The sequence below is a fragment of the Streptomyces sp. NPDC051907 genome, assembly GCF_040681075.1.
Classification (GTDB): Bacteria; Actinomycetota; Actinomycetes; order Streptomycetales; family Streptomycetaceae; genus Streptomyces.
Map to the genome: position 1 here is coordinate 38,209 of NZ_JBFAYB010000029.1, position 26,151 is coordinate 64,359.

General features: G+C 72.8%; 21 protein-coding genes. 15 read left to right on the forward strand and 6 right to left on the reverse strand.

The window, feature by feature from the left end:
* Window positions 1-149 precede the first annotated feature (149 nt).
* Together metK and AB0M39_RS17740 are read left to right on the forward strand one after the other, a co-directional pair.
* Window positions 150-1,358 carry a methionine adenosyltransferase gene (gene metK / locus AB0M39_RS17735; protein WP_365365205.1) on the forward strand — a complete coding sequence of 403 codons (1,209 nt, stop codon included), beginning with the start codon at window positions 150-152 and terminating at the stop codon, window positions 1,356-1,358.
* A 159-nt stretch (window positions 1,359-1,517) separates the two neighbouring features.
* Complete coding sequence (locus AB0M39_RS17740; RefSeq protein ID WP_365365207.1) at window positions 1,518-3,662, forward strand: primosomal protein N'; 2,145 nt, start codon at window positions 1,518-1,520, stop codon at window positions 3,660-3,662.
* Between the two features lie 254 nt (window positions 3,663-3,916).
* On the opposite strand, the gene AB0M39_RS17745 is transcribed toward AB0M39_RS17740, so the two are convergent.
* The gene (locus tag AB0M39_RS17745; protein WP_365365209.1) at window positions 3,917-4,453 is read right to left on the reverse strand and encodes a hypothetical protein; all 537 of its coding nucleotides are present in this window, start codon (window positions 4,451-4,453) and stop codon (window positions 3,917-3,919) included.
* 226 nt (window positions 4,454-4,679) lie between these two features.
* On the opposite strand from AB0M39_RS17745, the gene fmt reads away from it, so the two are divergent.
* Together fmt and AB0M39_RS17755 are read left to right on the forward strand one after the other, a co-directional pair.
* Complete coding sequence (gene fmt, locus AB0M39_RS17750) at window positions 4,680-5,624, forward strand: methionyl-tRNA formyltransferase (protein WP_365365211.1); 945 nt, start codon at window positions 4,680-4,682, stop codon at window positions 5,622-5,624.
* 41 nt (window positions 5,625-5,665) lie between these two features.
* Window positions 5,666-7,108 carry a transcription antitermination factor NusB gene (locus AB0M39_RS17755; protein WP_365365213.1) on the forward strand — a complete coding sequence of 481 codons (1,443 nt, stop codon included), beginning with the start codon at window positions 5,666-5,668 and terminating at the stop codon, window positions 7,106-7,108.
* A gap of 59 nt (window positions 7,109-7,167) precedes the next feature.
* Here AB0M39_RS17755 and AB0M39_RS17760 read toward each other — a convergent pair whose 3' ends face one another.
* Complete coding sequence (locus AB0M39_RS17760; protein WP_365365215.1) at window positions 7,168-9,402, reverse strand: MMPL family transporter; 2,235 nt, start codon at window positions 9,400-9,402, stop codon at window positions 7,168-7,170.
* A gap of 136 nt (window positions 9,403-9,538) precedes the next feature.
* On the opposite strand from AB0M39_RS17760, the gene rpe reads away from it, so the two are divergent.
* From rpe to AB0M39_RS17780, 4 genes are all read left to right on the forward strand, one after another.
* Entirely contained in the window at window positions 9,539-10,228 is a 690-nt protein-coding gene (gene rpe, locus AB0M39_RS17765; RefSeq protein WP_365365217.1) for a ribulose-phosphate 3-epimerase, read from the forward strand.
* 96 nt (window positions 10,229-10,324) lie between these two features.
* Window positions 10,325-11,368: a sugar-binding domain-containing protein gene (locus AB0M39_RS17770; protein WP_365365219.1), complete on the forward strand. Its 1,044-nt coding sequence runs from the start codon at window positions 10,325-10,327 to the stop codon at window positions 11,366-11,368.
* A gap of 208 nt (window positions 11,369-11,576) precedes the next feature.
* Window positions 11,577-13,019 (forward strand): GuaB1 family IMP dehydrogenase-related protein, encoded by a 1,443-nt coding sequence (locus AB0M39_RS17775; RefSeq protein ID WP_365365221.1) that lies wholly within the window; start codon window positions 11,577-11,579, stop codon window positions 13,017-13,019.
* A 235-nt stretch (window positions 13,020-13,254) separates the two neighbouring features.
* The gene (locus tag AB0M39_RS17780) at window positions 13,255-14,055 is read left to right on the forward strand and encodes an RNA polymerase sigma factor SigF (protein WP_365365286.1); all 801 of its coding nucleotides are present in this window, start codon (window positions 13,255-13,257) and stop codon (window positions 14,053-14,055) included.
* A gap of 217 nt (window positions 14,056-14,272) precedes the next feature.
* Here the strand turns inward: AB0M39_RS17780 and AB0M39_RS17785 are convergent, their stop codons facing one another.
* Together AB0M39_RS17785 and AB0M39_RS17790 are read right to left on the reverse strand one after the other, a co-directional pair.
* On the reverse strand, window positions 14,273-14,659 hold the full coding sequence (locus tag AB0M39_RS17785) for an ATP-binding protein (protein WP_365365223.1): 387 nt from the start codon (window positions 14,657-14,659) through the stop codon (window positions 14,273-14,275).
* A gap of 53 nt (window positions 14,660-14,712) precedes the next feature.
* Complete coding sequence (locus AB0M39_RS17790; RefSeq protein ID WP_365365225.1) at window positions 14,713-15,726, reverse strand: GDSL-type esterase/lipase family protein; 1,014 nt, start codon at window positions 15,724-15,726, stop codon at window positions 14,713-14,715.
* A gap of 212 nt (window positions 15,727-15,938) precedes the next feature.
* Between AB0M39_RS17790 and AB0M39_RS17795 the strand changes: the two genes are divergently transcribed.
* The 5 genes from AB0M39_RS17795 to AB0M39_RS17815 all read left to right on the forward strand — a co-directional run bounded on the left by AB0M39_RS17795 (window position 15,939) and on the right by AB0M39_RS17815 (window position 21,727).
* Entirely contained in the window at window positions 15,939-18,614 is a 2,676-nt protein-coding gene (locus tag AB0M39_RS17795) for a nitrate- and nitrite sensing domain-containing protein (protein WP_365365227.1), read from the forward strand.
* Window positions 18,607-19,050: a roadblock/LC7 domain-containing protein gene (locus AB0M39_RS17800; protein WP_365365229.1), complete on the forward strand. Its 444-nt coding sequence runs from the start codon at window positions 18,607-18,609 to the stop codon at window positions 19,048-19,050. Before AB0M39_RS17795 ends, AB0M39_RS17800 begins: the two co-directional genes overlap by 8 nt.
* Window positions 19,047-19,415 carry a DUF742 domain-containing protein gene (locus AB0M39_RS17805; RefSeq protein ID WP_365365231.1) on the forward strand — a complete coding sequence of 123 codons (369 nt, stop codon included), beginning with the start codon at window positions 19,047-19,049 and terminating at the stop codon, window positions 19,413-19,415. Before AB0M39_RS17800 ends, AB0M39_RS17805 begins: the two co-directional genes overlap by 4 nt.
* 247 nt (window positions 19,416-19,662) lie before the next feature.
* Window positions 19,663-21,132 (forward strand): amino acid permease, encoded by a 1,470-nt coding sequence (locus AB0M39_RS17810; protein ID WP_365365233.1) that lies wholly within the window; start codon window positions 19,663-19,665, stop codon window positions 21,130-21,132.
* Between the two features lie 142 nt (window positions 21,133-21,274).
* The gene (locus AB0M39_RS17815) at window positions 21,275-21,727 is read left to right on the forward strand and encodes an Lrp/AsnC family transcriptional regulator (RefSeq protein WP_365365235.1); all 453 of its coding nucleotides are present in this window, start codon (window positions 21,275-21,277) and stop codon (window positions 21,725-21,727) included.
* Window positions 21,728-21,732: 5 nt separating this feature from the next.
* Here the strand turns inward: AB0M39_RS17815 and AB0M39_RS17820 are convergent, their stop codons facing one another.
* Window positions 21,733-22,284, reverse strand: a complete 552-nt coding sequence (locus AB0M39_RS17820) for a Repetin (protein WP_365365237.1) — start codon at window positions 22,282-22,284, stop codon at window positions 21,733-21,735.
* 326 nt (window positions 22,285-22,610) lie between these two features.
* On the opposite strand from AB0M39_RS17820, the gene AB0M39_RS17825 reads away from it, so the two are divergent.
* The gene (locus AB0M39_RS17825; RefSeq protein ID WP_365365239.1) at window positions 22,611-23,465 is read left to right on the forward strand and encodes a carbon-nitrogen hydrolase family protein; all 855 of its coding nucleotides are present in this window, start codon (window positions 22,611-22,613) and stop codon (window positions 23,463-23,465) included.
* A gap of 70 nt (window positions 23,466-23,535) precedes the next feature.
* Entirely contained in the window at window positions 23,536-25,227 is a 1,692-nt protein-coding gene (locus AB0M39_RS17830; protein WP_365365241.1) for an NAD(P)/FAD-dependent oxidoreductase, read from the forward strand.
* A gap of 133 nt (window positions 25,228-25,360) precedes the next feature.
* Here AB0M39_RS17830 and AB0M39_RS17835 read toward each other — a convergent pair whose 3' ends face one another.
* Window positions 25,361-26,074 (reverse strand): DUF5995 family protein, encoded by a 714-nt coding sequence (locus AB0M39_RS17835; protein ID WP_365365243.1) that lies wholly within the window; start codon window positions 26,072-26,074, stop codon window positions 25,361-25,363.
* Window positions 26,075-26,151: the final 77 nt, after the last annotated feature.

The following is a 26,151-nucleotide window of genomic DNA, read 5'->3' on the forward strand; positions in this document are numbered from 1 at the left end:
GGACCGCAGGTAAACCGCCTCCCATGGAGCGAGACGGTTGTCCAGCGGCGGAAAGCGACCGATAAACTGGCCGTGGAACGTCGCGGGGCGCAGCCCCCGGCCGGTCCGACAATGATCAGCCAGCAGCCGCTGCAACCCCAGGGAGCGATGTGTCCCGCCGTCTCTTCACCTCGGAGTCCGTGACCGAGGGTCACCCCGACAAGATCGCTGACCAGATCAGCGACACCATTCTCGACGCGCTTCTGCGGGAGGACCCGACCTCTCGGGTCGCCGTGGAGACGCTGATCACCACCGGCCTCGTGCACGTCGCGGGCGAGGTGACGACCAAGGCGTACGCGCCGATCGCGCAGCTGGTGCGCGAGAAGATCCTCGAGATCGGCTACGACTCCTCCAAGAAGGGCTTCGACGGCGCGTCCTGCGGCGTCTCGGTCTCCATCGGCGCACAGTCGCCCGACATCGCGCAGGGCGTCGACACGGCGTACGAGAAGCGCGTCGAAGGCGACGAGGACGAGCTCGACAAGCAGGGCGCGGGCGACCAGGGCCTGATGTTCGGCTACGCCTGCGACGAGACGCCCGAGCTGATGCCGCTGCCGATCAACCTGGCCCACCGGCTCTCCCGCCGGCTGTCCGAGGTCCGCAAGAACGGGACCATCCCGTACCTGCGCCCCGACGGCAAGACCCAGGTCACCATCGAGTACGACGGCGACAAGGCGGTCCGGCTGGACACCGTCGTCGTCTCCTCGCAGCACGCGTCCGACATCGACCTGGACTCGCTGCTCGCCCCCGACATCCGCGAGTTCGTCGTCGAGCACGTGCTCAAGGAGCTCGTCGACGACGGCATCAAGCTGGACACCGACGGCTACCGTCTGCTGGTGAACCCGACCGGGCGGTTCGAGATCGGCGGCCCGATGGGCGACGCGGGTCTGACCGGCCGGAAGATCATCATCGACACGTACGGCGGCATGGCCCGCCACGGCGGCGGCGCGTTCTCGGGCAAGGACCCGTCGAAGGTGGACCGCTCGGCGGCGTACGCGATGCGCTGGGTCGCCAAGAACGTGGTGGCCGCGGGCCTCGCCTCGCGCTGCGAGGTCCAGGTCGCGTACGCGATCGGCAAGGCCGAGCCGGTGGGCCTGTTCGTGGAGACGTTCGGCACCGCCGCGGTCGACACCGAGAAGATCGAGACCGCCATCGCCGAGGTCTTCGACCTCCGCCCGGCCGCGATCATCCGCGACCTCGACCTGCTGCGCCCGATCTACGCCCAGACGGCGGCGTACGGCCACTTCGGCCGCGAGCTCCCCGACTTCACCTGGGAGCGCACCGACCGCGTGGACGCCCTGCGCGCGGCGGCCGGCCTCTAAGCACGGAGTCTGGGGAGGTACGACGCCCCGGCTCACCGAATGCCCGGCGCCCGCTTCGCGGGGGCCGGGCATTCGTGCGTCCGAGACGGGTGTCCATGAGGGCGGCGAGCGTCTCCGCGGACGGGGGCGCTGTCAGTGGCGTCTGGTAGGAATTCAGCTGTGAGCAGCCAGAACGAGCAGCCCGACGAGCCCGCCGCCGGCGGGCCGGAGCAGCTTGCTCTCATCCGGGAGACCGTGCGCAAGGCCAAGACGCCCAAGGCCAAGCCGCGGACATGGCGGGGGGCCGCGCTGGCCGAGGAGCTGCCCGTGGCGCGGGTGGTGGTCAACAAGGGAGTGCTGCATCTCGACCAGTACTTCGACTACGCCGTGCCGGCCGAGCTCGACGCGGACGCGCAGCCCGGAGTGCGGGTCCGCGTCCGGTTCGGGGCCGGGGGGCACCGGGTGCGCGAGGGGCGGCGCGAAGGCGGCGGGCTGATCGACGGGTTCCTCATCGAGCGGCGTGCCGAGAGCGACTATGGGGGCGCGCTCGCCGCGCTCGCCTATGTCGTCTCGCCGGAGCCCGTGCTGAGCCCGCAGATGCTGGCGCTCGCGCGGGCCGTCGCCGACCGGTACGCGGGGAGCCTCGCGGACGTGCTGCAGCTCGCCGTGCCGCCGAGGAACGGGCGGGCCGAGGCCAAGCCCTCGCCGGAGCCCCTCCCGCCGCCGCCCGCGCCCGAGGCGGGGACCTGGGGGCGGTACGGACGGGGGGCCGCCTTTGTGCAGGCCCTCGCGAGCGGCGGCGCGCCGCGGGCCGTGTGGACCGCGCTGCCCGGGCCGCACTGGCCGGACGAGCTGGCCCGCGCCGTCGCGGCGACCCTCGCCTCCGGGCGGGGCGCGCTCGTCGTCGTGCCCGACGGGCGGCGCGCGGCCCGGGTCGACGCGGCGCTCGCCGCGCTCCTCGGCGAGGGGCGGCACGCGCTGCTGACCGCCGAGTCCGGCCCTGAGAAGCGCTACCGCCAGTGGCTGGCCGTCCGCAGAGGATCCGTGCGGGCCGTGGTCGGCACCCGCGCCGCCATGTTCGCCCCCGTGCAGGACCTCGGGCTCGTCGCGGTCTGGGACGACGGCGACTCCAGCCACAGCGACGAGAACGCGCCCTTCCCGCATGTCCGCGAGGTCCTCGAGCTGCGCGCCGCGCACGACAAGTGCGGCTTCCTGCTCGGCAGTACGAGCTGCACGGTGGAGGCCGCCCAGCTGGTGGCGAGCGGCTGGGCGCTGCCGCTGGTCGCCGACCGCGAGCAGGTGCGGTCCGCCGCGCCGCTGGTGCGCACGGTCGGGGACGCGGAGCTGGCACGGGACGAGGCGGCGCGCGCGGCCCGGCTGCCGAGCCTGGCCTGGCAGGTCGTACGGGACGGGCTGAAGACCGGTCCGGTGCTGGTCCAGGTGCCCCGGCGCGGCTATGTGCCCAGGCTCGGCTGCGAGCGGTGCCGTACGCCCGCCCGGTGCCGCCACTGCGCCGGACCGCTGGAGGCGCCCGACGAGCGCGATCTGAGGTGCGGCTGGTGCGGGCAGGGCGCTCCCAGCTGGCACTGCGTGGCCTGCGGGAGCACCCGGCTGCGCGCCAGCGTCGTCGGCGCTCGGCGCACGGCGGAGGAGCTGGGGCGGGCCTTCCCCGCCGTCCAGGTGCGCACCTCGGGCCGTGACCATGTGCTGGACAGCGTCTCCGGACGTCCCGCACTGGTCGTCAGCACCCCGGGCGCGGAGCCCGTCGCCGAGGGCGGCTACGCGGCGGCGCTCCTCCTGGACGGCTGGGCGATGCTGGGGCGGCCGGACCTGCGGGCCGGCGAGGAGGCGCTGCGGCGGTGGATAGACGCGTCGTCGCTGGTACGGGGGCAGGGCGAGGGCGGCACGGTCGTGATCGTCGCCGAGCCGACCCAGCGGCCCGTGCAGGCGCTCGTGCGCTGGGACCCCGTCGGCCACGCGCAGCGCGAGCTCGCCGAGCGGGCCGAGCTGGGCTTCCCGCCGGTGTCGCGGATGGCGGCGGTCACGGGCCGGGCTGAGGCGGTCGCCGCGTTCGTGGCGTCGGCGGAACTGCCCGGGGACGTGGAGGTGCTGGGGCCTGTGCCGCTGGCCGTCTCGGATCCGGGCCGGCCGCGTCGGCCGGGGGATCCGCCGGTGGGCGAGCGGTGGGAGCGGGCGCTGCTGCGGGTTCCGCCGGGGAGCGGGGCGGCGCTGGCGGCGGCGCTGAAGGCGGCGCAGGCGGGGCGGATGGCGAAGGGGGGCGGGGAGTCGGTGCGGATCCGGATCGATCCGGTGGACATCGGCTGAGGTGGCCCTCCGGCTGTGCGGGGGCTCTGCCCCCGGGCCCCGCGCCTTAACCTCCCCCAGACTTCGTCCGGGGGGACCCCCACGGGGCTGGAATCGCGCCTCAATCTCCCCCCAGACTTCGTTCGGGGGACCCCCCACGGGGCTGGATGTGCCGGCGGGGGCTGGGTTGGCCGGGGTCGTCAGCGGGGCTGGTGGGGCTGGGCGGCAAAGCGGCTGCCCCCGCCCTTGTGGGCAGGGGCAGCCTGGGGGGAAGGTCAGCCGTTGCGCGGGCCGGGGAAGGCGCTCGGGCGGGCCTCCTCGCGGAGGGACTGGGTGGTCGCGGTGGGCTGCGGCGGCATCGCGCGGGCCGCCGGGACGGCCGGCAGGGCGGGGCCCACCGGCAGCGTCCGCGTCGTCGTCTGCTCGGCGCCGTGCTCGACCTCCGCGGACCCGGGCTGCTGCGCCGCCCGACGGGCGCCGTAACGGCGGTGCACCGCCTGCTTGGTGACCCCGAGAGCCGAGCCCACCGCGTCCCACGAGAAGCCCAGCGAACGGTCGAAGTCCACCGCCGCCGTCACCAGCGTCTCGACGCTGTCCCGCAGCTCCTGGGCGAGACGGACGGTCGGGGCCGGGGCCCTGCCGTAGACGACGAAGCCCGTGGAGGGCCCGGAGCGGCGCGGACGGTAGACGTTGCCCAACTGGGCGGTCAGGGTGCGCAGAGCGTCCACCTGTCGGCGGACCCGCTCGATGTCCCGCACCAACAGGTGCAGGCTCGCCCGGGCTTGGGCGTCGTGGGTTGCGTGGTCGGCCATTTACAAGCCTCTCGAACCGGCGTTGAAAAGGGTCGGGCCGCATCCGGGCGGCCCGTTTCGGTCAATCTCTCTTGACCAACGCTCTACCGGGCGATGTGGTCACGGTGCAGGGGCGTGTGCGCATATGCGCGGGGCGCACGGTCTTCCGTACGCCCCCCGCGTCCTGGCCCCATAGACTGGTGTGCTGCCCGCCAAAGCCACGAGAGAGACAGGCAGTCAGCCAACGATGAAGCTCGTCTTCGCAGGCACCCCCGAGGTCGCCGTACCCGCCCTGGACGCCCTGATCGCCTCCGACCGGCACGAGGTCGCCGCCGTGATCACCCGGCCCGACGCGCCCGCAGGCCGCGGCCGTCATCTGGTGGCCAGCCCGGTCGCCGAGCGCGCCCAAGAGGCCGGGATCGAGATCCTCAAGCCCGCCAGCCCCCGGGACGAGGCGTTCCAGGCCCGGCTGCGCGAGATCGGCCCGGACTGCTGCCCCGTCGTCGCCTACGGCGCGCTGCTGCCCAAGTCGGCCCTGGACATCCCGGCCCGCGGCTGGGTCAATCTGCACTTCTCGCTGCTGCCGGCCTGGCGCGGCGCCGCCCCCGTCCAGCACGCGATCCTGGCCGGCGACGAGATGACCGGAGCCGCGACCTTCCTGATCGAGGAGGGCCTGGACTCCGGGCCGGTCTACGGCGTGATCACCGAGCACGTACGGCCCACCGACACCAGCGGCGACCTGCTCACCCGGCTCGCCTTCGCCGGCGCCGGGCTGCTCTCCGCCACCATGGACGGCGTCGAGGACGGCGCCCTGGAGGCCGTCGCCCAGCCCGCCGAGGGCATCTCGCTCGCACCGAAGATCACCGTCGAGGACGCCCACGTCGACTGGGCCGCTCCGGCGCTCCGCGTCGACCGGGTCGTCCGCGGCTGCACCCCGGCGCCCGGTGCGTGGACCGTCTTCCGCGGCGAGCGGCTCAAGCTGATCCAGACGGCGCTGCTGCCCGACCGCGCGGATCTCGCGCCCGGCGAGCTCTCGGCCGGCAAGAACAACGTGTACGTCGGCACCGGCTCGCACGCCGTCGAGCTCCTGTGGGTCCAGCCGCAGGGCAAGAAGCCCATGCGCGCCGCCGACTGGGCGCGGGGCGTGCGCATCGCCCCTGGCGAGCGGGTGGGCGCGGCGGACGTAGGCTGAAGGGGTTCGGCCCTCATCTCTTTCAGCGGAGCACCTTTCACGTGAACGCCCAGCCGCCTCGCCGTCCCAGCAAGCCCTACCGCCGACCGAAGAAGGATCCCGTCCGGATCCTCGCCTTCGAGGCGCTGCGGGCCGTCGACGAGAGGGACGCGTACGCCAACCTCGTCCTGCCTCCCCTGCTGAAGAAGGCGCGGGAGCAGGAGGGGCCCGAACAGTTCGACGCGCGGGACGCGGCGCTGGCCACCGAGCTGGTGTACGGGACGCTGCGCCGCCAGGGCACGTACGACGCCGTCGTCGCAGCCTGCATCGACCGGCCGCTGCGCGAGGTGGACCCCCCGGTCCTGGACGTGCTCTCGCTCGGCGCGCACCAGCTGCTCGGGACGCGGATCCCGACCCACGCCGCCGTGTCGGCGAGCGTGGAGCTGGCGCGGGTGGTGCTCGGCGACGGGCGGGCGAAGTTCGTCAACGCCGTGCTGCGGAAGATCTCCCAGCACGACCTCGACGCCTGGCTGGAGCGCGTCGCGCCGCCCTACGACGAGGACGCCGAGGACCACTTGGCCGTCGTGCACTCGCATCCGCGGTGGATCGTCTCCGCGCTGTGGGACTCCCTCGGCGGCGGGCGCGCCGGCATCGAGGACCTGCTGGAGGCCGACAACGAGCGGCCCGAGGTGACGCTGGTCGCCCGCCCGGGCCGCTCCACCGCCGACGAGCTGATCGAGGCCCTCGGCGAGGACACGGTGCTGCCCGGACGCTGGTCGCCCTACGCGGTCCGGCTGGCCGAGGGCGGCGAGCCCGGAGCCGTGGACGCCGTGCGCGAGGGCCGGGCCGGCGTGCAGGACGAGGGCAGCCAGCTGGTCGCCGTCGCCCTGGCCAACGCCCAGCTCGAGGGCCGCGACGAGCGCTGGCTCGACGGCTGCGCGGGCCCCGGCGGCAAGGCTGCTCTGCTGGCCGCGCTGGCCGCCCAGCGGGGCGCGTCGCTGCTGGCCTCCGAGAAGCAGCCCCACCGCGCCCGGCTGGTCGAGCGGGCGCTGGCCGGCAACCCCGGTCCGTACCAGGTCATCGCCGCGGACGGCACCCGTCCGCCGTGGCTGCCCGGATCCTTCGACCGGGTGCTCATGGACGTCCCGTGCACCGGGCTCGGCGCGCTGCGCCGCCGTCCCGAGGCCCGCTGGCGGCGGCGCCCCGAGGACCTGGACGGCTTCGCCACGCTCCAACGCGCCCTGCTGCGCGAGGCCTTGCAGGCGGTGCGGGTCGGGGGAGTGGTCGGGTACGCGACGTGCTCGCCGCATCTCGCCGAGACCCGCGTCGTCGTCGAGGACGTGCTCAAGGGCCGCGGCGGCCCGTCGGCCGAGGCCGAGTGGGTGGACGCCAGGCCGCTGATGCCGGGCGTGCCCGCGCTCGGCGACGGGCCCGACGTCCAGCTGTGGCCGCATCTGCACGGCACGGACGCGATGTATCTGGCGCTGCTGCGCCGCACCGCGTAGCGGAGGGGGACAGCGAGCCAGAGGCGGCGGCCGGGCCCGGCCGCCGCCTCCGGCTCCGCTCAGCCTCCCGGCGCGCCCACCCGCTCCGGCTCCGGCTCGCCGCCCGGCGGCGGCCCGTCCTCCTCGGCCAGCCGGTGCGGCCACCAGACCTTCGGTCCGATGTCCAGGAACAGGGCCGTGACCAGCACGGACCGTACGATGAAGGTGTCTAGGAGCACGCCCAGCGCGACCGCGAAGCCGATCTCGGCGAAGGCGACCATCGGGAGCGTGCCGAGCGCGGCGAAGGTGCCCGCGAGGACCAGTCCGGCCGAGGTGATCACCGCTCCGGTGGCCGCCAGGCCGGTCACCACGCCCGCTCTGGTGCCCTGGCTGCGGGCCTCCTCGCGGATACGGGTGGACAGGAAGATGTTGTAGTCGATGCCCAGGGCCACCAGGAACACGAACACGAACAGCGGGAAGTCCGTGGACTCGCCGGCGTAGTCGAAGATGTACCGGAACGCCAGCGCGCTCAGGCCCAGGGCGGCGGCGAAGGACAGCACGACCGTCCCGATCAGCAGCAGCGGGGCGACCACGGCCCGCAGCAGCAGCATGAGCACCAGCAGTACCACGGCCAGCACCAGCGGGATGATCACCATGTTGTCGCGGGTGGTCGCCTCGTCCATGTCGAGCAGCGCGGCCGTGCCGCCGCCCACCTGGGCGTCCGCGTCCGGAACCGCGTGCACCGCGTCCCGTACGCGCTCGACCGTGTCCCGGGCGGCCTGGCTGTCCGCCGCGTCCGTCATCGTCGCCTCGAACAGCAACCTGCCGTCGTGCTCGGGCGCCGTGCCCGGCGGGATGCCGATGGACTGCGGCACCACGCCCTCGGTCCCGGCCACGGCCTCGCCGACCTGTCTGGCCTGGGGGGCGTTGGCGATCACGACCAAGGGGTCGCCGCTGCCCGCCGGGAAGTACTGGGCCTGGACCTGCTGGCCGACGATCGAGTCGGGCTCGCCGGTGAAGGCGTCGGCGTTGCTGATGCCCTCGGCCCGCAGCTGGGTGAGGCCCAGCGCGCAGACGGCGAGGACGACCGCCGTGGCCGCCCAGATCGGCCGCGGGCCGCGGGCGATGCGCGACCCCATACGGGACCAGAATCCGCGCTCGGTGGGCTCGGGCGTGCCGAGGTGGGGGATCACGGGCCAGAAGATCCAGCGGCCGAAGACCACCAGAAGGGCCGGGAAGAGCGTCAGCATCGCGATCAGGGCGACCAGGACGCCGATCGCGGCGACCGGGCCGAGCCCGCTGGTGGAGTTCATCTCCGCGGTCATCAGCATCAGCATGCCGAGGATCACGGTCGCGCCGCTCGCCAGCACCGCGGGCCCGGCGCGGTGGAGCGCCAGCGCCATCGCCTCGTGGCGGTCCTCGTGACGGCGCAGCTCCTCTCGGTAGCGGGCGACCAGCAGCAGGGCGTAGTCCGTGCCCGCGCCGAAGACCAGGACCGTCAAGATGCCCGCGCTCTGCCCGTTGACGGTCAGGTCCGCGTGCTCGGCCAGCAGATAGATCAGCGCCTGCGCGGCGCCGAGCGCGGCGATCACCGCGATCACCGGGACGACCAGCAGCGTCGGGCTGCGATAGGTGATCAACAGCATCACGATCACCACGCCGAGCGCCGCGAACAGCAGCGTCGAGTCGATGCCCTCGAACGCCTCGGAGAAGTCGGCCGCGGTGCCGCCCGGCCCGGTGACGTGCACCGCGAGCCCGGCCGCGCTGGCGCCGGTGACCGCGCGGATCGAGTCGACGGCCGGCGCGATGCGCTCCCAGCCCTTCTCGTCCATGGTGATCGGCACGAACACCTGGGCGGCGCGCGGATCCTGCGGCCGGTCGAAGAGCGGGCCGCGCGTCTCGTCCCCGCGCAGCCCGTGGTCGGACAGCTGCTTGAGGGCGGCGACGTCCTCGTCGATGCGCTCGCGGTCGGCGGCGGTGAGGCCGCTCTCGCGCGCGTAGACGACGATCGCGGGGATGACCTCGGGCCGGAACTCCTCGGACTCCTGGAGGACTTGGGTGGACTCGGCGCTGCCGGGCAGCCAGGAGGCGGCGTCGTTGTCCTGGGCGTCGGTGAGCTTGGAGGCCAGCGGGAAGGCGAGCATCATCACCGCGAGCCACAGCACCAGGACGACCCATTTGCTGCGCCGGCCGCAGACCAGCGGAGCCAGGCCGGTGAGGTGCGGCCGTGGCGGGCGGACCGGCTCGGGGCGCCGTTCCCAGCCCTGTGATCTCTGCGGTTCTTCGGGTTCCTGCCCTTGTCGCGCGTCCGGCATGACGCCCCCAATGGACCCTCGTCGTGGGCCGAATCGCCGGGAATGCGTGCTCTGGCGCTGATCCCGGAAGCCTCTGGTCCGTACCGAGGGACGTACCGGGGAGGGGAAGAGCCCCAGAACATGGCAGGCTTGGCCCATGGCCGTTCAGATCAATCCCAGTATCCTCTCCGCCGACTTCTCCCGCCTGGCGGAGGAGGCGAAGGCCGTCGAGGGCGCCGACTGGCTGCATGTCGACGTGATGGACAACCACTTCGTGCCCAATCTGACCCTGGGCGTCCCGATCGTGGAATCGCTCAGCCGGGCGACGGACACGCCGCTGGACTGCCATCTGATGATCGAGGACCCCGATCGGTGGGCGCCGCAGTACGTCGAGGCGGGGGCGGGCTCCGTCACCTTCCACGTAGAGGCGGCTGCCGCTCCGGTACGTCTCGCGCGTGAGATCCGGGCCAAGGGCGCGCGCGCCTCGATGGCGCTCAAGCCCGCCACGCCCATCGAGCCGTACGAGGACCTGCTCCCCGAGCTCGACATGCTGCTGATCATGACCGTCGAGCCCGGCTTCGGAGGCCAGGCCTTCCTCGACATCATGCTGCCGAAGATCCGCCGTACCCGGGAGCTCATCTCCAAGCACGGCCTCGAGCTGTGGCTCCAGGTCGACGGCGGGGTCTCGGCGTCCACCATCGAACAGTGCGCCGAAGCCGGCGCCGACGTATTCGTCGCCGGTTCCGCGGTGTACGCCACCGACGATCCGGAGGCCGCGGTGCGGATGCTCCGCAACCAGGCGACCGAGGCGACGGCCTCCGCCGCCTGGGCGTGCGGCCACCGCTGAGCCCCGGCTCGGCGCGCTGCGCTTGTTCAACCTTTGTTGGCCCATCTGGGCCGATCAAGGGCCGTCGGATCTGACAGGATGGCGGATCCGGAGTGTGTGTACAGAAGTGAGGAGATCGCGGTGTCTGCAATGTCGGCGGGACGGCCAGCCCTGCGGATGGGACCCGCGGAGCTGGTGCAGGCGGCGGCGATGGCCCGCCGCTTCTACCTCGAGGGCAAGTCCAAGATCCAGATCGCGGAGGAGTTCGGGGTCAGCCGGTTCAAGGTCGCGCGCGTGCTGGAGACGGCCCTGGAGCGCGATCTCGTACGGATCGAGATCCGCGTCCCCGCCGAGCTGGACGCGGAGCGCTCCGACGCGCTGCGGGCCCGCTACGGCCTGCGGCACGCGGTCGTCGTCGAGTCCCCGGCCGAGGCGGCCGACGAGTCGCCCGACCCGGAGAACCTCGGCGAGGTGGCCGCCGACCTGCTCGGCGAGCTGGTGAACGAGGGCGACGTCCTCGGCCTGGCCTGGGGCCGCTCCACCATCCACATGGCCGCCGCGCTCGACCGGCTGCCGCCGTGCACCGTCGTCCAGCTCACGGGCGTGTACGACGCCGGCACCGCGGAGCGCGGCTCGGTCGAGGCCGTACGGCGGGCCGCCCAGGTCTCCGGCGGCGAGGCGCACCCGATCTACGCCCCGATGCTGCTGCCCGACCCGGCGACCGCGGCCGCCCTGCGCAACCAGACGGGCATCGCCCGCGCCTTCGAGTACTTCGACAAGGTCACCGTCGCGGCCGTCTCCATCGGCTCGTGGGAGCCGGGCATCTCGACCGTGCACGACATGCTCAGCGACGAGGAGCGGGCGCACTACGCCTCGCTCGGCGTCGCCGCCGAGATGTCCGCGCACCTCTTCGACACCGAGGGGCGCCGGGTCGGCCGGGACCTCGGCGAGCGGTGCATCACCGTGGAGGCGGACCGGCTGCGCCGCATCCCCGAGGTGGTGGCCATCGCGGGCGGCCAGCGCAAGGCGGAGGCGATCGGCGCGGTGCTGCGCTCCGGCCTGGTCACCAGCCTGGTGACGGACACGGCGGCCGCGGACCATCTGCTGACGGCGGCCCCGGGCCCGCGCCCGGCGCTGGACAGAGCCGACCCGGACGACTGAGCCCGCCCGGCGCGCCTACAGGCCGGCCGGCCCGGCTCGGCCGGCCTGTAGGCGCGCCGTCGTTTGGAGGATCTGCTCCGGGCCGCCCGACCGAGCTGGAGCTTCCTCCCGGGCATGACGGCGGGGTCGTCGTGGGAGAATGAAGTACGTGCTTTCCCCCGGCTGAAATGCCCGGGGGCCAACTCCGAACGACTGGGATGTTCAGCACGTGCGTTTCCTCAATGACCTGAAGCCGCCGTACGACCTCACGTACGACGATGTGTTCATGGTGCCGCGCCGCTCGGCCGTCGGCTCTCGTCAGGGTGTGGACCTCTCGTCCCCCGACGGCACCGGCACGACCATCCCGCTGGTCGTCGCGAACATGACCGCCATCGCGGGCCGCCGGATGGCCGAGACGCTCGCCCGCCGCGGCGGCCTCGTCGTCATCCCCCAGGACATCCCGATCGACGTGGTCGCCGACGTCGTCTCCTGGGTCAAGTCGCGTCACCTCGTGCTCGACACCCCGATCGAGCTCGCCCCCCACCAGACCGTCGCGGACGCGCTGTCCCTGCTGCACAAGCGCGCGCACGGCGCGGGCGTCGTCGTCGACGGCGGCCGCAAGCCGGTGGGCATCGTCACCGAGCACGACCTGGCCGGCGTCGACCGCTTCACCCAGCTGTCCGAGGTCATGTCCAAGGACCTGCTGCTGCTCGACGCGGACATCGACCCGCGCGAGGCGTTCAACAAGCTCGACGGCGCCAACCGCCGCTACGCCCCCGCCGTCGACGCCCAGGGCCGCCTCGTCGGCGTCCTCACGCGCAAGGGCGCGCTGCGCGCGACCCTCTACACCCCGGCCGTCGACGCGCAGGGCCGGCTCCGCATCGCCGCCGCCGTCGGCATCAACGGCGATGTGGCGGGCAAGGCCAAGCAGCTGCTCGACGCGGGCGTCGACACGCTCGTCGTGGACACCGCGCACGGCCACCAGGAGTCGATGATCAGCGCGATCAAGGCCGTCCGCGGGCTCGACCCGCAGGTCCCGATCGTCGCGGGCAACATCGTCGCCGCCGAGGGCGTGCGCGACCTCGTCGAGGCCGGCGCGGACATCATCAAGGTCGGCGTGGGCCCGGGCGCGATGTGCACCACCCGCATGATGACCGGCGTTGGCCGGCCGCAGTTCTCCGCCGTCCTGGAGTGCGCCGCCGAGGCGAAGAAGTACGGCAAGCACGTCTGGGCGGACGGCGGAGTGCGCCACCCCCGCGACGTCGCCATGGCGCTGGCCGCCGGCGCGTCCAACGTCATGGTCGGCTCTTGGTTCGCCGGTACGTACGAGTCCCCGGGCGACCTCCAGCAGGCCCCCGACGGGCGGCTGTACAAGGAGTCGTTCGGCATGGCCTCCGCGCGCGCCGTGCGCAACCGCACCAGCGAGGAGTCGGCCTACGACCGCGCCCGCAAGGGGCTGTTCGAGGAGGGCATCTCCACCTCGCGCATGTTCCTGGACCCGGCCCGGCCCGGCGTCGAGGACCTGGTCGACTCGATCATCGCGGGCGTCCGCTCGTCCTGCACGTACGCCGGGGCCAGCACCCTCGACGAGTTCGCCGAGAAGGCGATCGTCGGTGTGCAGAGCGCCGCCGGCTACGCCGAGGGCAAGCCGCTGCACGCCAGCTGGAGCTAGTCGCCGTACCGCCCGTGTCCGGCCCCGCGTTCGCCGTGGCGGCCGGACACGTGTGTTTCACGCCAACTCGACTTGCCAGGCATGTGTGGTGAGAGCCGGGGTATACGCGCTCTGCATTGACCACGAAGCAGGGGAGGATCACGTGTCCACGGCGAGCACGGTCACGACCGAACGCACGCAGCCTGGAACACAGCCGCCACCTGGAGCACAGCGCCCGAGCGCGGCAGACCTCGATCTGCCGTACGTCGGAAACCCGGCCGAGGTGGCGCCCTCCGACGCACGCGCGATCTCGAAGCACTTCTTCGCACGGCTCGCCGTCCTCGAGGAGGGCACCCACGAGCACCAGTACGTCCGCAACACCCTCATCGAGCTCAACCTGGCGCTGGTCAAGTACGCGGCCGGCCGGTTCCGCAGCCGGTCGGAGCAGATGGAGGACATCGTCCAGGTCGGCACCATCGGCCTGATCAAGTCGATCGACCGGTTCGAGCTCAGCCGCGAGGTCGAGTTCGCCACCTTCGCCGTGCCGTACATCGTCGGCGAGATCAAGCGGTTCTTCCGGGACACCAGCTGGGCGGTCCATGTGCCGCGCCGGCTCCAGGAGTTGAGGATCGACCTGGCCAAGGCCGTCGACGAGCTCTCCCAGACGCTGGACGGCGCGCCGACGACGGCCGAGCTCGCCGAACACCTCGGGCTCGACGAGGAGGAGGTCATCGAGGGCGTCGTGGCGAGCAACGGCTACACCGCCGGCTCGATCGACATGCCCGTCGACGACGCCTCCGACCACGCCCCGGTGCCCCTGTCCGAACGGCTGGGCGCGCCCGACGCCGATCTGGAGACCGCGGAGAACGTCCAGGCGCTCAAGCCGCTCATCGAGGAGCTGGACGACCGGGACCGGAGGATTCTCCAGATGCGCTTCGGCGAGGAGATGACCCAGTCCGAGATCGGCGACGAGCTGGGCGTCTCGCAGATGCATGTGTCCCGGCTGCTGGCCCGCATCACGGCACGGCTGCGCGCGGGGCTCCTCGTGGTGGAGTGACCGCCTCCCCTTTTGACGGCCCTGACGGCCTTGACGGGCGGCCGCCCGCCCGTCCCACGAACCGATTCCCCCCACGGCAGGAACGGCGCCCCGGTCTACCGGGGCGCCGTCTCTGTTCGGCGTCCGCTTCGGTCGTCGGGGTCCGTTGTTCGGTCGCCGGGGTCCATTGCGGCGTGTACGGGTCCGGCTCAGCGTCGGTGGCGGGACCAGGAGCCGGTCAGCAGGGGGTCGACCGCATCCAGGTCGCCTGGACCCGCTTGCCGTACGGCAGCTCGCTGACCTCGACCCGGCCGGCGAGGCGCAGCACCATGTGCCAGCCGAAGCCGCCGCCGCCCGCGAAGTCGGGCTCGCGCGGCACCGGAGGCTGCGGGCTGGAGTCGTCCATCTCCACCACGAGCGTGTCCTGCCCGGCCGTCAAGTGCAGCCGCCACCAGCCGGCGGTGTGCCGGACCGCGTTGGCGACCAGCTCGGAGACGACCAGCAGGACGGCGTCCGGGTCTGCCCACGGGCAGTGCTGAAGCAGGAACTCCGCGGTGGCCAGCCGTGCCCCCGCGGTGTCCCTGAGCGGTGATTCCTCGATCACCACATGTGGTTCTGCGTTCATCGCTGCTCGCCTACCCAATTGCGGCCCGTCTATGAACGCGTGCACCATACGTCTCAATCAGCCGGCCGTCCCAGAGTCCGCGCGGTGCCCCGCAGCTCGGCGACGACGGCGGCGGCGAGCGCCGCGTGGCCCTCGTCGTCGGGGTGCAGTCCGTCGGCCAGCTGGTCGGCGCGGACGAGATCGCGGCCGGGGAGCAGGGTGAGCCGTGGGTCGCCCGGGCCGTGGGCGACATGGTCGCGGGCCGCCTCCTCCATCGCGGTGCGCAGCTCGGCGAGGGTCGCGCCGAGCCGGTTGGGGGTCTGCTCGGCGTCCGGGCGCAGCAGAGGGGAGACCAGCAGGATGGGGGTGCGCGGGTGGCCCTGGCGGACGAGCTCGACGAACGCCCTCGTCGTCTCGTACAGCAGAGAGGCCGAACACGGCGTACGGGACCAGCAGTTGGTGCCGAACGCCAGCGTGATCAGATCCGCAGGGAGCGCCGAGAGCTGCTCCGCCACGGCGAGCTCGCCCCTGGCCGAGCCCGCGTAGCCGAGGTTCACCGTGTCCAGGCCCAGGGCGCGCCCGGCGACGGCGGGCCAGGAGTGCGCCGGACGCGTGGACAGCCAGCCCTCGGTGATCGAGTCGCCGTGCACGACCCAGCGGGGGCGGGCCGCGGCGGGCGCGATCGACCCGCCGAGGGCGCGCAGGCCGAGGATCACCGGGGCCTGGGCCTCGGGCGGATGCACGGTGAACGGGCCGGTCGAGCCGCGGGGGAGGGGGATCGTGACGACCGCCTCGTCGGCCGGCTCGGTGAAGGTCTCGGTCACGCAGCGGTCGTCCTGCCACAGCGCGAAGCCGTGCGCGAGCTCCCGCAGCTCCTGGGACGAGTCCGGCACCCGGGCGCGGTAGCGGATCTCCACCGCGTGGGCGTCCCGGGCCGTGAACTCCAGCCGTACGCCGATGGGCAGCGCGGCCCGCTGCCCGGTGTCCCAGGGCAGTCTTCCCAGGTCGGCGGGGTTGGCGCGGACCGGCTTCCCCTCGTCCAGCCAGGCCACGCCCCGCAGAAAGGGTCCGGCGTCGAGCCAGCTCACTCGGGTCCTCCGATCGTCGCATACGGGCAGGTCACACCAGAGATCACACCAGCATCCGCACACCTGACGAAGTGTCAATGGGCGCCCGCGGCGGAGGGGCCGAGCGCGTTACCTCCAGGAACATTGCGTTGTGCATGCCAGGTCCCGTAGCTTGACCTCCCCTACCGGAGGGTAACCGTCGGTCGTTCGTCCACAAGCTCCCTGGGGAGACCATGCTCCGGCGATTCCGCCACCCCACGATCCGCCGTCGGATCGTGACTCTGACGGTCGTACCGGTCATCGCCCTGATGGCGCTGTGGGTCTCCGCGATGGTGTCGGTGACCGGCGACCTCCGGGCGCTGATCCGCGTCCAGGGCGTGTACGAGGACTTCGGCACCCCGGTCGACACCGCGGTGGGCCAGATCCAGATCGAGCGCCGGCTCTCCGCGGAGTATCTGGGCGCCGACGAGCAGGACCGACGGGCCGTGGCCGCCCTCACCACTCAGCAGCGCGCCACGGACCGGGCCGTCGCCGCCATGCGCGAGGCGCTCGGCGACCAGGACCGGCGCGAGGACCTCTCCCCGCGGCAGCGGGAGTCCCTCGACGCGATGACGGCCGCGGTCGACGGGCTCGAACGGCTGCGGGAGCGGGTCCTCACCCGGACCATCGGCTGGGACCGGGCCGTCGACGCGTACACGGCCGTCGTCCAGCCCGCCTTCGACGTCCAGTCCACGCTCACCGCGCTCCAGGCGGGCCAGCTCGCGCGCGAGGGTCAGGTCGTCATCGAGCTGGTGCGGGTAAGGGAGTTCGTCTCCCGCGAGGACGCGCTGGTGGCGGGGGCGCGTGCGGCGGGGCGCCTCACCGACCCCCAGTACGACGCGCTGACCGCGACGGTCGAGGACCGCCGGGTCTTCCACCGTACGTACGTGCCCGACCTGCCGGACGACTCCCGCGCCCTCTTCGCCGACTTCGAGCGCAGCGCCGAGTACAAGGCGCTCACCAAGGGGGAGGACGCCCTGCTGCGGGCCGGCGCGGCGGGCGCGGGCAAGGCGATGGCCGAGGAGTCGTGGCGGACGACCACCGACCGGGCGGTCCAGCGGTACATGCTGCTGTGCACCGAGTCGGCGCTCAACACCGCCGACCGGGGACGGGACTTCGCCTACCGGGAGATGGTCAAGGCGGCGATCGTCGGGGTGCTCGGGCTGGCCGCGGTGGGGCTGTCCATCGGGTTCTCCGCCGCCGCGGGCCGCCGTATCGCGCGGCGCCTGGAGGAGCTGCGGGACGCCGCCGACGTGCTGGCCGCCCGGCAGCTGCCGGAGGTGATGGAGCGGCTGAGCGCGGGCGAGGAGGTCGACGCGGCGCAGGCGGCCCCGCCGCTGGACTTCGGCGACGACAAGGGCCGCCTCGACGAGATCGGCCAGGTCGGACATGCCCTCAACACCGCGCGCCTCGCGGCGGTGGAGGCGGCGGTCAAGCAGGCGACGCTGCGCCGGAACGTGTTCGCCGTACTGCTCACCATCGCCCGTCGCAACCAGGCGCTGGTGCACCGGCAGTCCAAGCTCGTCGACACGCTCGAGCGCCGGACGGAGGATCCGGACACGCTGGAGGACCTCTTCCGCATCGACCATCTGACGACCCGGATGCGCCGCCACGCGGAGGGCCTGATCATCCTCTCCGGCTCGGCGCCGGGCCGACGGTGGCGCAAGCCGGTGCCGGTGGTCGACGTGGTCGCCTCGGCGGTCGGCGAGATCGAGGACTACACGCGGGTCGTGGTGCCGCCGATGCCCGCGGTGGGCGTCGGCGCGGACGCGGTGGCGGACGTGGTGCACCTGGTGGCGGAGCTCGTCGAGAACGCCACGGTGTTCTCGCCCCCGCACACCCAGGTCACGATGCGCCCTAGCCGCGCCCGCAACGGCTTCGTGCTGGAGATCGACGACCGCGGCCTGGGCATGGACGACGCGGAGCTGGCCGAGGCCCACGCGACCCTGGCCCGCCCCGGCGACTTCAACCCGGCCCAGGACGACCGCCTCGGCCTGTACGTGGTGGGCCGGCTGGCGGAGCTCCACGGGATCGGGGTGACGCTGACACGGTCGCCGTACGGAGGCACGACGGCGGTGGTGCTGCTGCCGGACACGATCTTGGAATCCATGGAGCCGGAGGCGGTGTCGCCGCCGGGGGGCGGGCGGAGGCGCCCGCTGGCGGCGGTGCGGGGGGCGCCGGAGGCTGGTGCGGCGGAGGACGTCCGGGCGGGCGCGGACGATTCGCCCGGGGCGGGGTTGGTACGGCCGGTGCCGGTCGTGGACCCGGTCCCGGCGGAGCCGGCACGGCCAGCCCCTGCTGCGCATCCGGTCCCGTTCCCCGGCCCGGTGCGGACGGACTCGTCCGTGCGAACGGCTCCGGAAGCAGCGCCTCCGGCGCCGACGGCCGGTGTGGCGGAGCACGTCCGGTCGGGCGCGGACGAGCCGCCCCGGACAGACCCGGCCCGCCCGGTGCCGGTCGTGGGCCCTGTCCCGCTTCCCGGCGCGGTGCCGGACGAAGCACCTGCGGTGTCGGTGGCCGGTGCGGCGGAGCACGTCCAGACGGGCGCGGACGAGCCGCCCCGGACAGACCCGGCCCCGGCGCCGGACGCCCCCGTTCCGGCGGCGTCCGAACTGCCGTCGTCGACGCAGCACACGCCCGCCGCGCCCGCGACCCTCGGTGGACTCCCCACCCGGGTGCGGCAGGCCTCTCTCGCCGCGCCGCTGCGAGACGGTCCGCCCGTCGTCGACGAGACGCCCGAGCGGGATCTGTCCGCCGAGGAGATGCGGGGCATCTTCGGGGCCTTCCAGCGAGGGCTCGATCGTGGGCGGCGCGGCGAGCCCTCGCCGCGGACCGGCAGTACCGACGAAGGGACGGACGACCATGGCTGAGCCGCGCACCGACGGGCAGCCCGATCTCGGCTGGCTGCTGGACGATCTGCTGGCCCGGACCGACCACGTCCGCCAAGCCGTCCTGCTGACCGCCGACGGGCTGGCCACCAGCGCCTCCAAGGGCATGGCCAGAAAGGACATCGAGCATCTGTCCGCCGTCTGCGCGGGGTTCCACAGCCTCGCCAGGGAGACCGGCGACCGCTTCGGCGCCGGGAACGTGCGGCAGACGATGGTCATGCTCGACCGCGCCTACCTGTTCATCACCCCGGCCGGCGACGGCAGCAGGCTCGCCGTGCTGTCCGACGTCGAGACCGACGTCGGACAGCTGGCCCACGAGATGTCGCTGCTGGTGCGGCGCGTGGGCCGGCACATGGCCGTGCCCAGCCGCGCCGCCGAGGAGGCCCCCGGGTCCGGCGACGCCGACGCGCACCCGTGAGCGAGACCTGGTACGAGGACGAGACCGGCCCGATGGTGCGGCCCTACACCGTCACGCGCGGCCGCACCCGCCCCGACGTCGAGCACAGCCTCGACCTGATGGCGCACGTCGCCGCCGTCGACCCGGCAGGCGGCGAGCCGCGCCTGGACCACGCCCGCGCCTCGCTCCTCGATCTGGTGCGCCGCTCCCCGCGCCCGGTCGCCGAGGTCGCGGCCGACGCGGACCTGCCCCTGACCGTCGTACGGATCCTGCTCGCCGACCTCGTCGACGCGGGCCTCGTCCGGGTCTCCGCGCCGATCGCCCGTCAGGGGCTGGACGACCCTGTCCTGTTGCGCGAGATCGCGGACCGACTGCGCGAGCTTTGACGGGAATCGTCACCCGTGCGCAATGTTTCCTCGCCGCCGCCGTCATCGCGCAATGATCGTCCGGCAACGCGCAACAACGCTGCATTACGGGTGTGACCTGCGGACTCATAGGCTCGACCCCCGTACCAGGAGTGGCGGTGACCGTCTGCTCGGCGGTCCCATCACCCATGCGCGGGCTTCCTCGTCATGCCCCGCGGGCCGCCGTCGGTCACCCGTCGCCGACCCGCAGCCCGAAGGAGCCCCCGAAGTGCTGGACCACGGCGCAGCCCCACCCCAGACGGAGCCCACGCCCAAGACCGCGCCCGCGAACGGCGGCCTGAGTCTCGGCGCCCGGCTCATGCGGCGCAAGCCCGTCGAGCGCCTCGTCGCCGAGGGCGGCCACGGAGAGGGCGGAGAGCTGCGCCGCTCGCTGTCGATGTGGCAGCTGACCATGCTCAGCATCGGCGCCACCCTCGGCACCGGCATCTTCGTCGTGCTCGGCGAGGCCGTCCCCAAGGCGGGACCCGCCGTCACCGTCGCGTTCGTCATCGCCGGACTCACCGCGCTGTTCTCGGCGCTGTCGTACGCCGAGCTGGCCGGCGCGATCCCGGTGTCCGGCTCCTCCTACTCGTACGCCTACGCCACCCTCGGCGAGCTCGTCGCCTGGATCTGCGGCTGGTGTCTGATCCTCGAGTACGGCGTGGCCGTCGCCGCGGTCGCCGTCGGCTGGGGCGAGTATCTGAACGAGCTGCTCGCCGGGGCCGTCGGCGTGACCATCCCCGACGCGCTCGCCGCCCCGCCCGGCGACGGCGGGATATTCAACCTGCCGGCGCTCCTCGTCGTGCTGCTGTCGATGGTCTTCCTGCTGGGCGGCGCCCGCGAGAGCGCCCGCGCCAACACGATCATGGTCGTGGTGAAGATCGCCGCGCTGGTGCTCTTCTGCGCCATCGGCGTCCAGGGCTTCCAGAGCGGCAACTACGCGGACTTCATGCCGCTGGGCATGGCCGGGGTGAGCGCCGCGGGCGCCTCGCTGTTCTTCTCGTACATCGGCTTCGACGCCGCCTCCACGGCCGGCGAGGAGGCCAAGAACCCGCAGCGCGACCTGCCGCGCGCCATCATGCTCTCGCTGCTGATCGTCACCGTGCTCTATGTGCTCGTCGCCGCGGTCGCCGTCGGCGCCCGCCCGTGGGACGGCTTCGGCGAGTCCGAGGCCGCGCTCGCCGGGATCATGAAGGACGTCACGGGGCAGACCTTCTGGGCCGTGCTGCTCGCCGCGGGCGCGGTCATCGCCATCGCCAGCGTCGTGCTGACCGTGCTGTACGGGCAGACCCGCATCCTCTTCGCGATGTCCCGCGACGGCCTGGTGCCGAGGGTGTTCTCCAAGGTCCACGCCAAGACCGGGGTGCCCCGGGCCAACACCCTGATCGTCTCGGTCTTCTGCGGGGGCCTGGCCGCCGCCGTGCCGCTCGGCCATCTGGCCGACGCCACCAGCATCGGCACGCTCTTCGCCTTCGCCCTGGTCAACGTGGCCGTCGTGGTGCTGCGCCGGACCCGCCCGGACATGCGGCGGACCTTCAGGGTGCCGCTCTCGCCGCTCTTCCCGGCGATCGGCTTCGCGCTCTGCATCTGGATGATGACCAGCCTCTCCGCGGTCACCTGGACGGTCTTCGGCGTCTGGATGGCCGTCGGCATGGCGATCTACTTCGCGTACGGCGTGCGCCGCTCGCGCCTGAGCTGAACAGCCCGGCGAGCCCGGGGGCCGGCGGGCCCCGGCGCGGCCGTCGCCGACGGGAATCCCCATGTGCGTGGGTGATACTGATACGGCGGCTGCCGCGGCCCTTCGCGGAACCCCCGCACAGACTCCGAGCATGGTGTGAAAGTTGCTGAACGACCTCGACGAACGCATCGTCCACGCCCTCGCGGAGGACGCCCGCCGCTCCTACGCCGACATCGGCTCGATGGTCGGGCTGTCCGCGCCCGCCGTGAAACGGCGTGTGGACCGGCTCCGCGCCGAGGGCGCCATCACCGGCTTCACCGTACGCGTGGACCCCAAAGCCCTCGGCTGGGCGACCGAGGGCTTCATCGAGATCTACTGCAGCCGCAACACCTCGCCCGAGGCCATCGAGCGCGGTCTCAAGCGCTATCCGGAGATCGCGTCCGCGTCCACCGTCACCGGGGAGGCGGACGCGATCGTCCAGGTCTTCGCCTCCGACATGCGCCACTTCGAGCGCGTGCTGGAGCGGATCGCGGGCGAGCCGTTCGTCGAGCGCACCAAGTCGGTGCTGGTGCTCTCGCCGCTGCTGCGGCGGTACACCTCGGGCTCGCCCGCCTAGCGCCGCTACAGCTTCGGGTGCCAGGGCAGCACCTTGAAGTCGCCCGTCCCCGCCTTGACCTTCTCGAAGGGGGCCGAGCTCACGCACTTGGGCAGGCCCGGGGTCTGCGTCGGGTCGCCCGTCGAGGCCCAGCTGTAGCCCAGCCGGTCCTTGCCGCCCACGTCGTGGACGGTGACGCCGACGCGCTTGCCCTTCGCGCCCTTCAGATCCGACTCGGTGACGACGCCGCTGACCACAGCCACCTTGCCGCCGGTCAGCAGGCAGTCGACCTTGACCTTGGCCGAGGCGCCCTTGCCGTCGAGGTAGTGGCTGAAGGAGAACGTGCCGGTGGCCTTCGTCGGGTCGGCGGTGTCCTTCGCGGCGAGGTGGGCGTCGAAGGTGAACGTGATGTCGTCGCCGAGAGACCGGTACAGCTTCGCCGAGCCGGTCAGGGCCGCGGCCTCCCGCTTCGACCCTCCGTCGTGGTCCCCCGAGGCGACGGCCGTGCCGGCGGCGCCCGAGGCGAGCAGCAGCGCTGCGCCGGCGGCGACGATCTTCGTGCGGCGGTTCAGGTTCATGTCGTTCCCTTTTCTCGGCGTCGATCTGATGGTCATCACTCTTCCGTCGACGCCGTCGCGGCACATCGATCGCCAGTCGGGACAAGGCCTCCGCCGGTCGGCGGGGGAGCGGCGGGCGGGACTGCGACCTGAGCAGTAGCGGCCCAGAACGCCGGTCGCAGGGCTCACTCCGCTCCGGGCGCGCAACGAATCGCCGCCGCACGCACTGTTTGCGCAATGGATCAGCTGGCTACGCGCAACGGTCGCGCCTTGTCCCACCCGAACACGGGACCGTACGGTCTTAACGTCCTCCCCACACTCCGCACACATCCGCCCGAGGTCTGCCCATGCCGCCGTTGCGCACCGCACTGCTCCAGAGTTCCGGCCGACCGGGCTCGGTCGCCGAGAACCTCAAGGTGCTCGACGAGGCCGCCGGCCGCGCCGCGGACGCCGGCGCCGGCCTGCTGGTCTGCCCCGAGCTCTTCCTGACCGGCTACGCGGTCGGCGACGAGCTGCCGCGACTGGCCGAGCCCGCCGACGGTCCCGGCGCCCGCGCCGTCATGGAGACGGCCGAACGCCACGGCATCGCGATCATGTACGGCTACCCGGAGCTGGACGGGCAGGACGGGCGGGGCGGCGAGGAGAGCGGCACCGAGTCCGCGTCGGCCGACGGCCCGGCGAGGATCTTCAACTCCGCGCAGCTGATCGGCCGCGACGGCCGCAGCCTCGCCAACTACCGCAAGACGCACCTCTTCGGCTGCTTCGAGCAGCAGTGGTTCACCCCCGGCGACCAACTCGTCGTCCAGGCGGAGCTGGACGGCGTCCGGATCGGCCTGATGATCTGCTACGACGTGGAGTTCCCGGAGAACGTCCGCGCGCACGCCCTGGCCGGCACCGATCTGCTGCTGGTCCCCACCGCCCAGATGCACCCCTTCCAGTTCGTGCCCGAGCACGTCCTGCCGGTGCGGGCCTTCGAGAGCCAGATGTACATCGCGTACGTCAACAGGACCGGCCCGGAGGGCGAGTTCGAGTTCGTCGGGCTCAGCTGCCTCGCCTCCCCCGACGGCATGGTCCGCACCCGGGCCGGCCGCGGCGAGGAACTGGTCTTCGGCGAGGTGGATCCCGTCTTCCTGAGCGCCTCGCGCGAGGGCAACCCATATCTGCGCGACCGCCGCCCAGAGCTGTACGCGCCGCTCGTCTGACGCCCTCGGCCCCGCTCTCCCCGCTCGCCCGCCTGTTCTTCCGCTTTCCCGTGCAAGGAGTCCGCACCCCATGACGTCCACGGTGCCCACCGCTGTCCAGCACACCGACGCGCAGCCGCCGATCACCATGTTCGGTCCGGACTTCCCGTACGCGTACGACGACTATCTCGCCCACCCAGCCGGCATCGGCCAGATACCCGCGACCGAGCACGGAACCGAGGTCGCGGTCATCGGCGGCGGCCTGTCCGGCATCGTCGCCGCGTACGAGCTGATGAAGATGGGCCTCAAGCCCGTCGTCTACGAGGCCGACCAGATCGGCGGCCGGCTGCGCACCGTCGGCTTCGAGGGCTGCGACCCCGGGCTGACCGCCGAGATGGGCGCGATGCGCTTCCCGCCCTCCTCCACGGCGCTCCAGCACTACATCGACCTGGTGGGCCTGACCACCGAGCCCTTCCCCAACCCGCTCGCCGCCGGCACCCCCTCGACGGTCGTCGACCTCAAGGGCCAGTCGCACTACGCCGAGACCATCGACGACCTGCCGCAGGTCTACCGCGATGTGATGGACGCCTGGAACGCCTGCCTGGAGGAGGGCGCCGACTTCTCCGAGATGAACCGGGCCATGCGCGAGCGCGATGTGCCCCGCATCCGCGAGATCTGGGCGAAGCTCGTCGAGAAGCTCGACAACCAGACCTTCTACGGCTTCCTCTGCGACTCCGAGGCCTTCAAGTCCTTCCGGCACCGGGAGATCTTCGGCCAGGTCGGCTTCGGCACGGGCGGCTGGGACACCGACTTCCCCAACTCCATCCTGGAGATCCTGCGCGTCGTCTACTCCGAGGCGGACGACCACCACCGCGGCATCGTCGGCGGCAGCCAGCAGCTTCCGCTGCGGCTGTGGGACCGCGAGCCGCAGAAGCTCGTGCACTGGCCGATGGGGACCTCGCTCTCCTCGCTGCACGACGGCACGCCCAAGCCCGCCGTGACGCGCCTGCACCGCACCGCGGGCAACCGGATCACGGTCACCGACGCCTCCGGCGACATCCGCACCTACCAGGCGGCCATCTTCACCGCGCAGTCCTGGATGCTGCTCTCGAAGATCGCCTGCGACGACTCGCTCTTCCCCATCGACCACTGGACGGCGATGGAGCGCACCCACTACATGGAGTCGTCCAAGCTCTTCGTGCCGGTCGACCGGCCGTTCTGGCTGGACAAGGACGAGACGACCGGCCGGGACACCATGAGCATGACGCTCACCGACCGGATGACCCGCGGCACCTACCTGCTCGACGACGGGCCGGACAAGCCCGCCGTCATCTGCCTCTCGTACACCTGGTGCGACGACAGCCTCAAGTGGCTGCCGCTGTCCGCGAACGAGCGGATGGAGGTCATGCTGAAGTCGCTCGGCGAGATCTACCCGAACGTCGACATCCGCAGCCACATCATCGGCAACCCGGTCACCGTCTCCTGGGAGAACGAGCCGTACTTCATGGGCGCGTTCAAGGCGAACCTGCCCGGGCACTACCGCTACCAGCAGCGGCTGTTCACCCACTTCATGCAGGACCGGCTGCCCGAGGACAAGCGCGGCATCTTCCTGGCGGGCGACGACATCTCCTGGACGGCGGGCTGGGCGGAGGGCGCGGTGCAGACGGCGCTCAACGCGGTGTGGGGCGTGATGCACCACTTCGGCGGCGCGACCGAGGGGGTCAACCCGGGGCCGGGCGACCTGTTCGACGAGATCGCTCCGGTCGAGCTCCCGGAGGACTGACCTCCGCCGCGGGGCCCGGGAGACCGGGCTCCGCCGCCGGGTCCGTACACCGGGCTCCGGTACCGACTCCCGTCCGGGGGCGGCCGCGATCCGGCTGCCCTCGGACGGTTTCAACTCCGGTTCAAACTCCGGTTCAGCTCCGGTCGGGCCACGGGGTGAGCAGACAGCGCCCGACGAGCCCGACGCCCGTGTCGAGCCGCTCGGCGAACTCCTCGGCCAGGCCCGGGATCTCCCGCAGGCCCCACAGCAGCCGCGCCGCCGACCACGCGCCGTCCCTGGCCCGCTCCAGGCTCCACGCGCCGAGCAGATGCGTCAGCGGATCGGCGACCTCCAGCAGATCCGGGCCCGGCATCAGATCCTCGCGGATGCGCTCCTCGAGGAGGACGAGAACGTCGCCGACCCGGTCGAACTCGCCCTCCAGGTCGGCTGGTTGACAGCCCAGCGCGTGGCAGGCGTCGACCACGGCGAGCGCCAGATCGTGGCCGATGTGCGCGTTGATGCCGGCGAGCGCGAACTGCAGCGGCCGTACGCCGGGATGGCGGCGGTGCTGGAACAGCGGCCGCCAGCAGGCCGGCGGCCGGCCTCCCGAGGCCGCCGTGTCCACCGCCCCGAGATAGCGCCGGGCGAACAGGACGTCGAGGGTGACGGCGGCCCGCCGGTCGGGGAAATCGCCGCCGTCGATACGGCGGTCGATCTCCTCGGTCACGGCGAGATAGACCCGGTTGAAGACGGCGACCCCGTCCGACGCGGGCCACTCGGCGCGTAGCGAGTGCATCCGCTCCACCACCGCGTCGACGGGGGAGCGGCCGTGCGCGTCGTGCGTCGCGAACTGTTCCGTCTGCACCATGCAGGCAGCGTCCCAGCCCCATCCCCAGCCGAGCGCCGCCCGGCCGGAGGCTTCCCCAGAACGGGGTAACGGACATC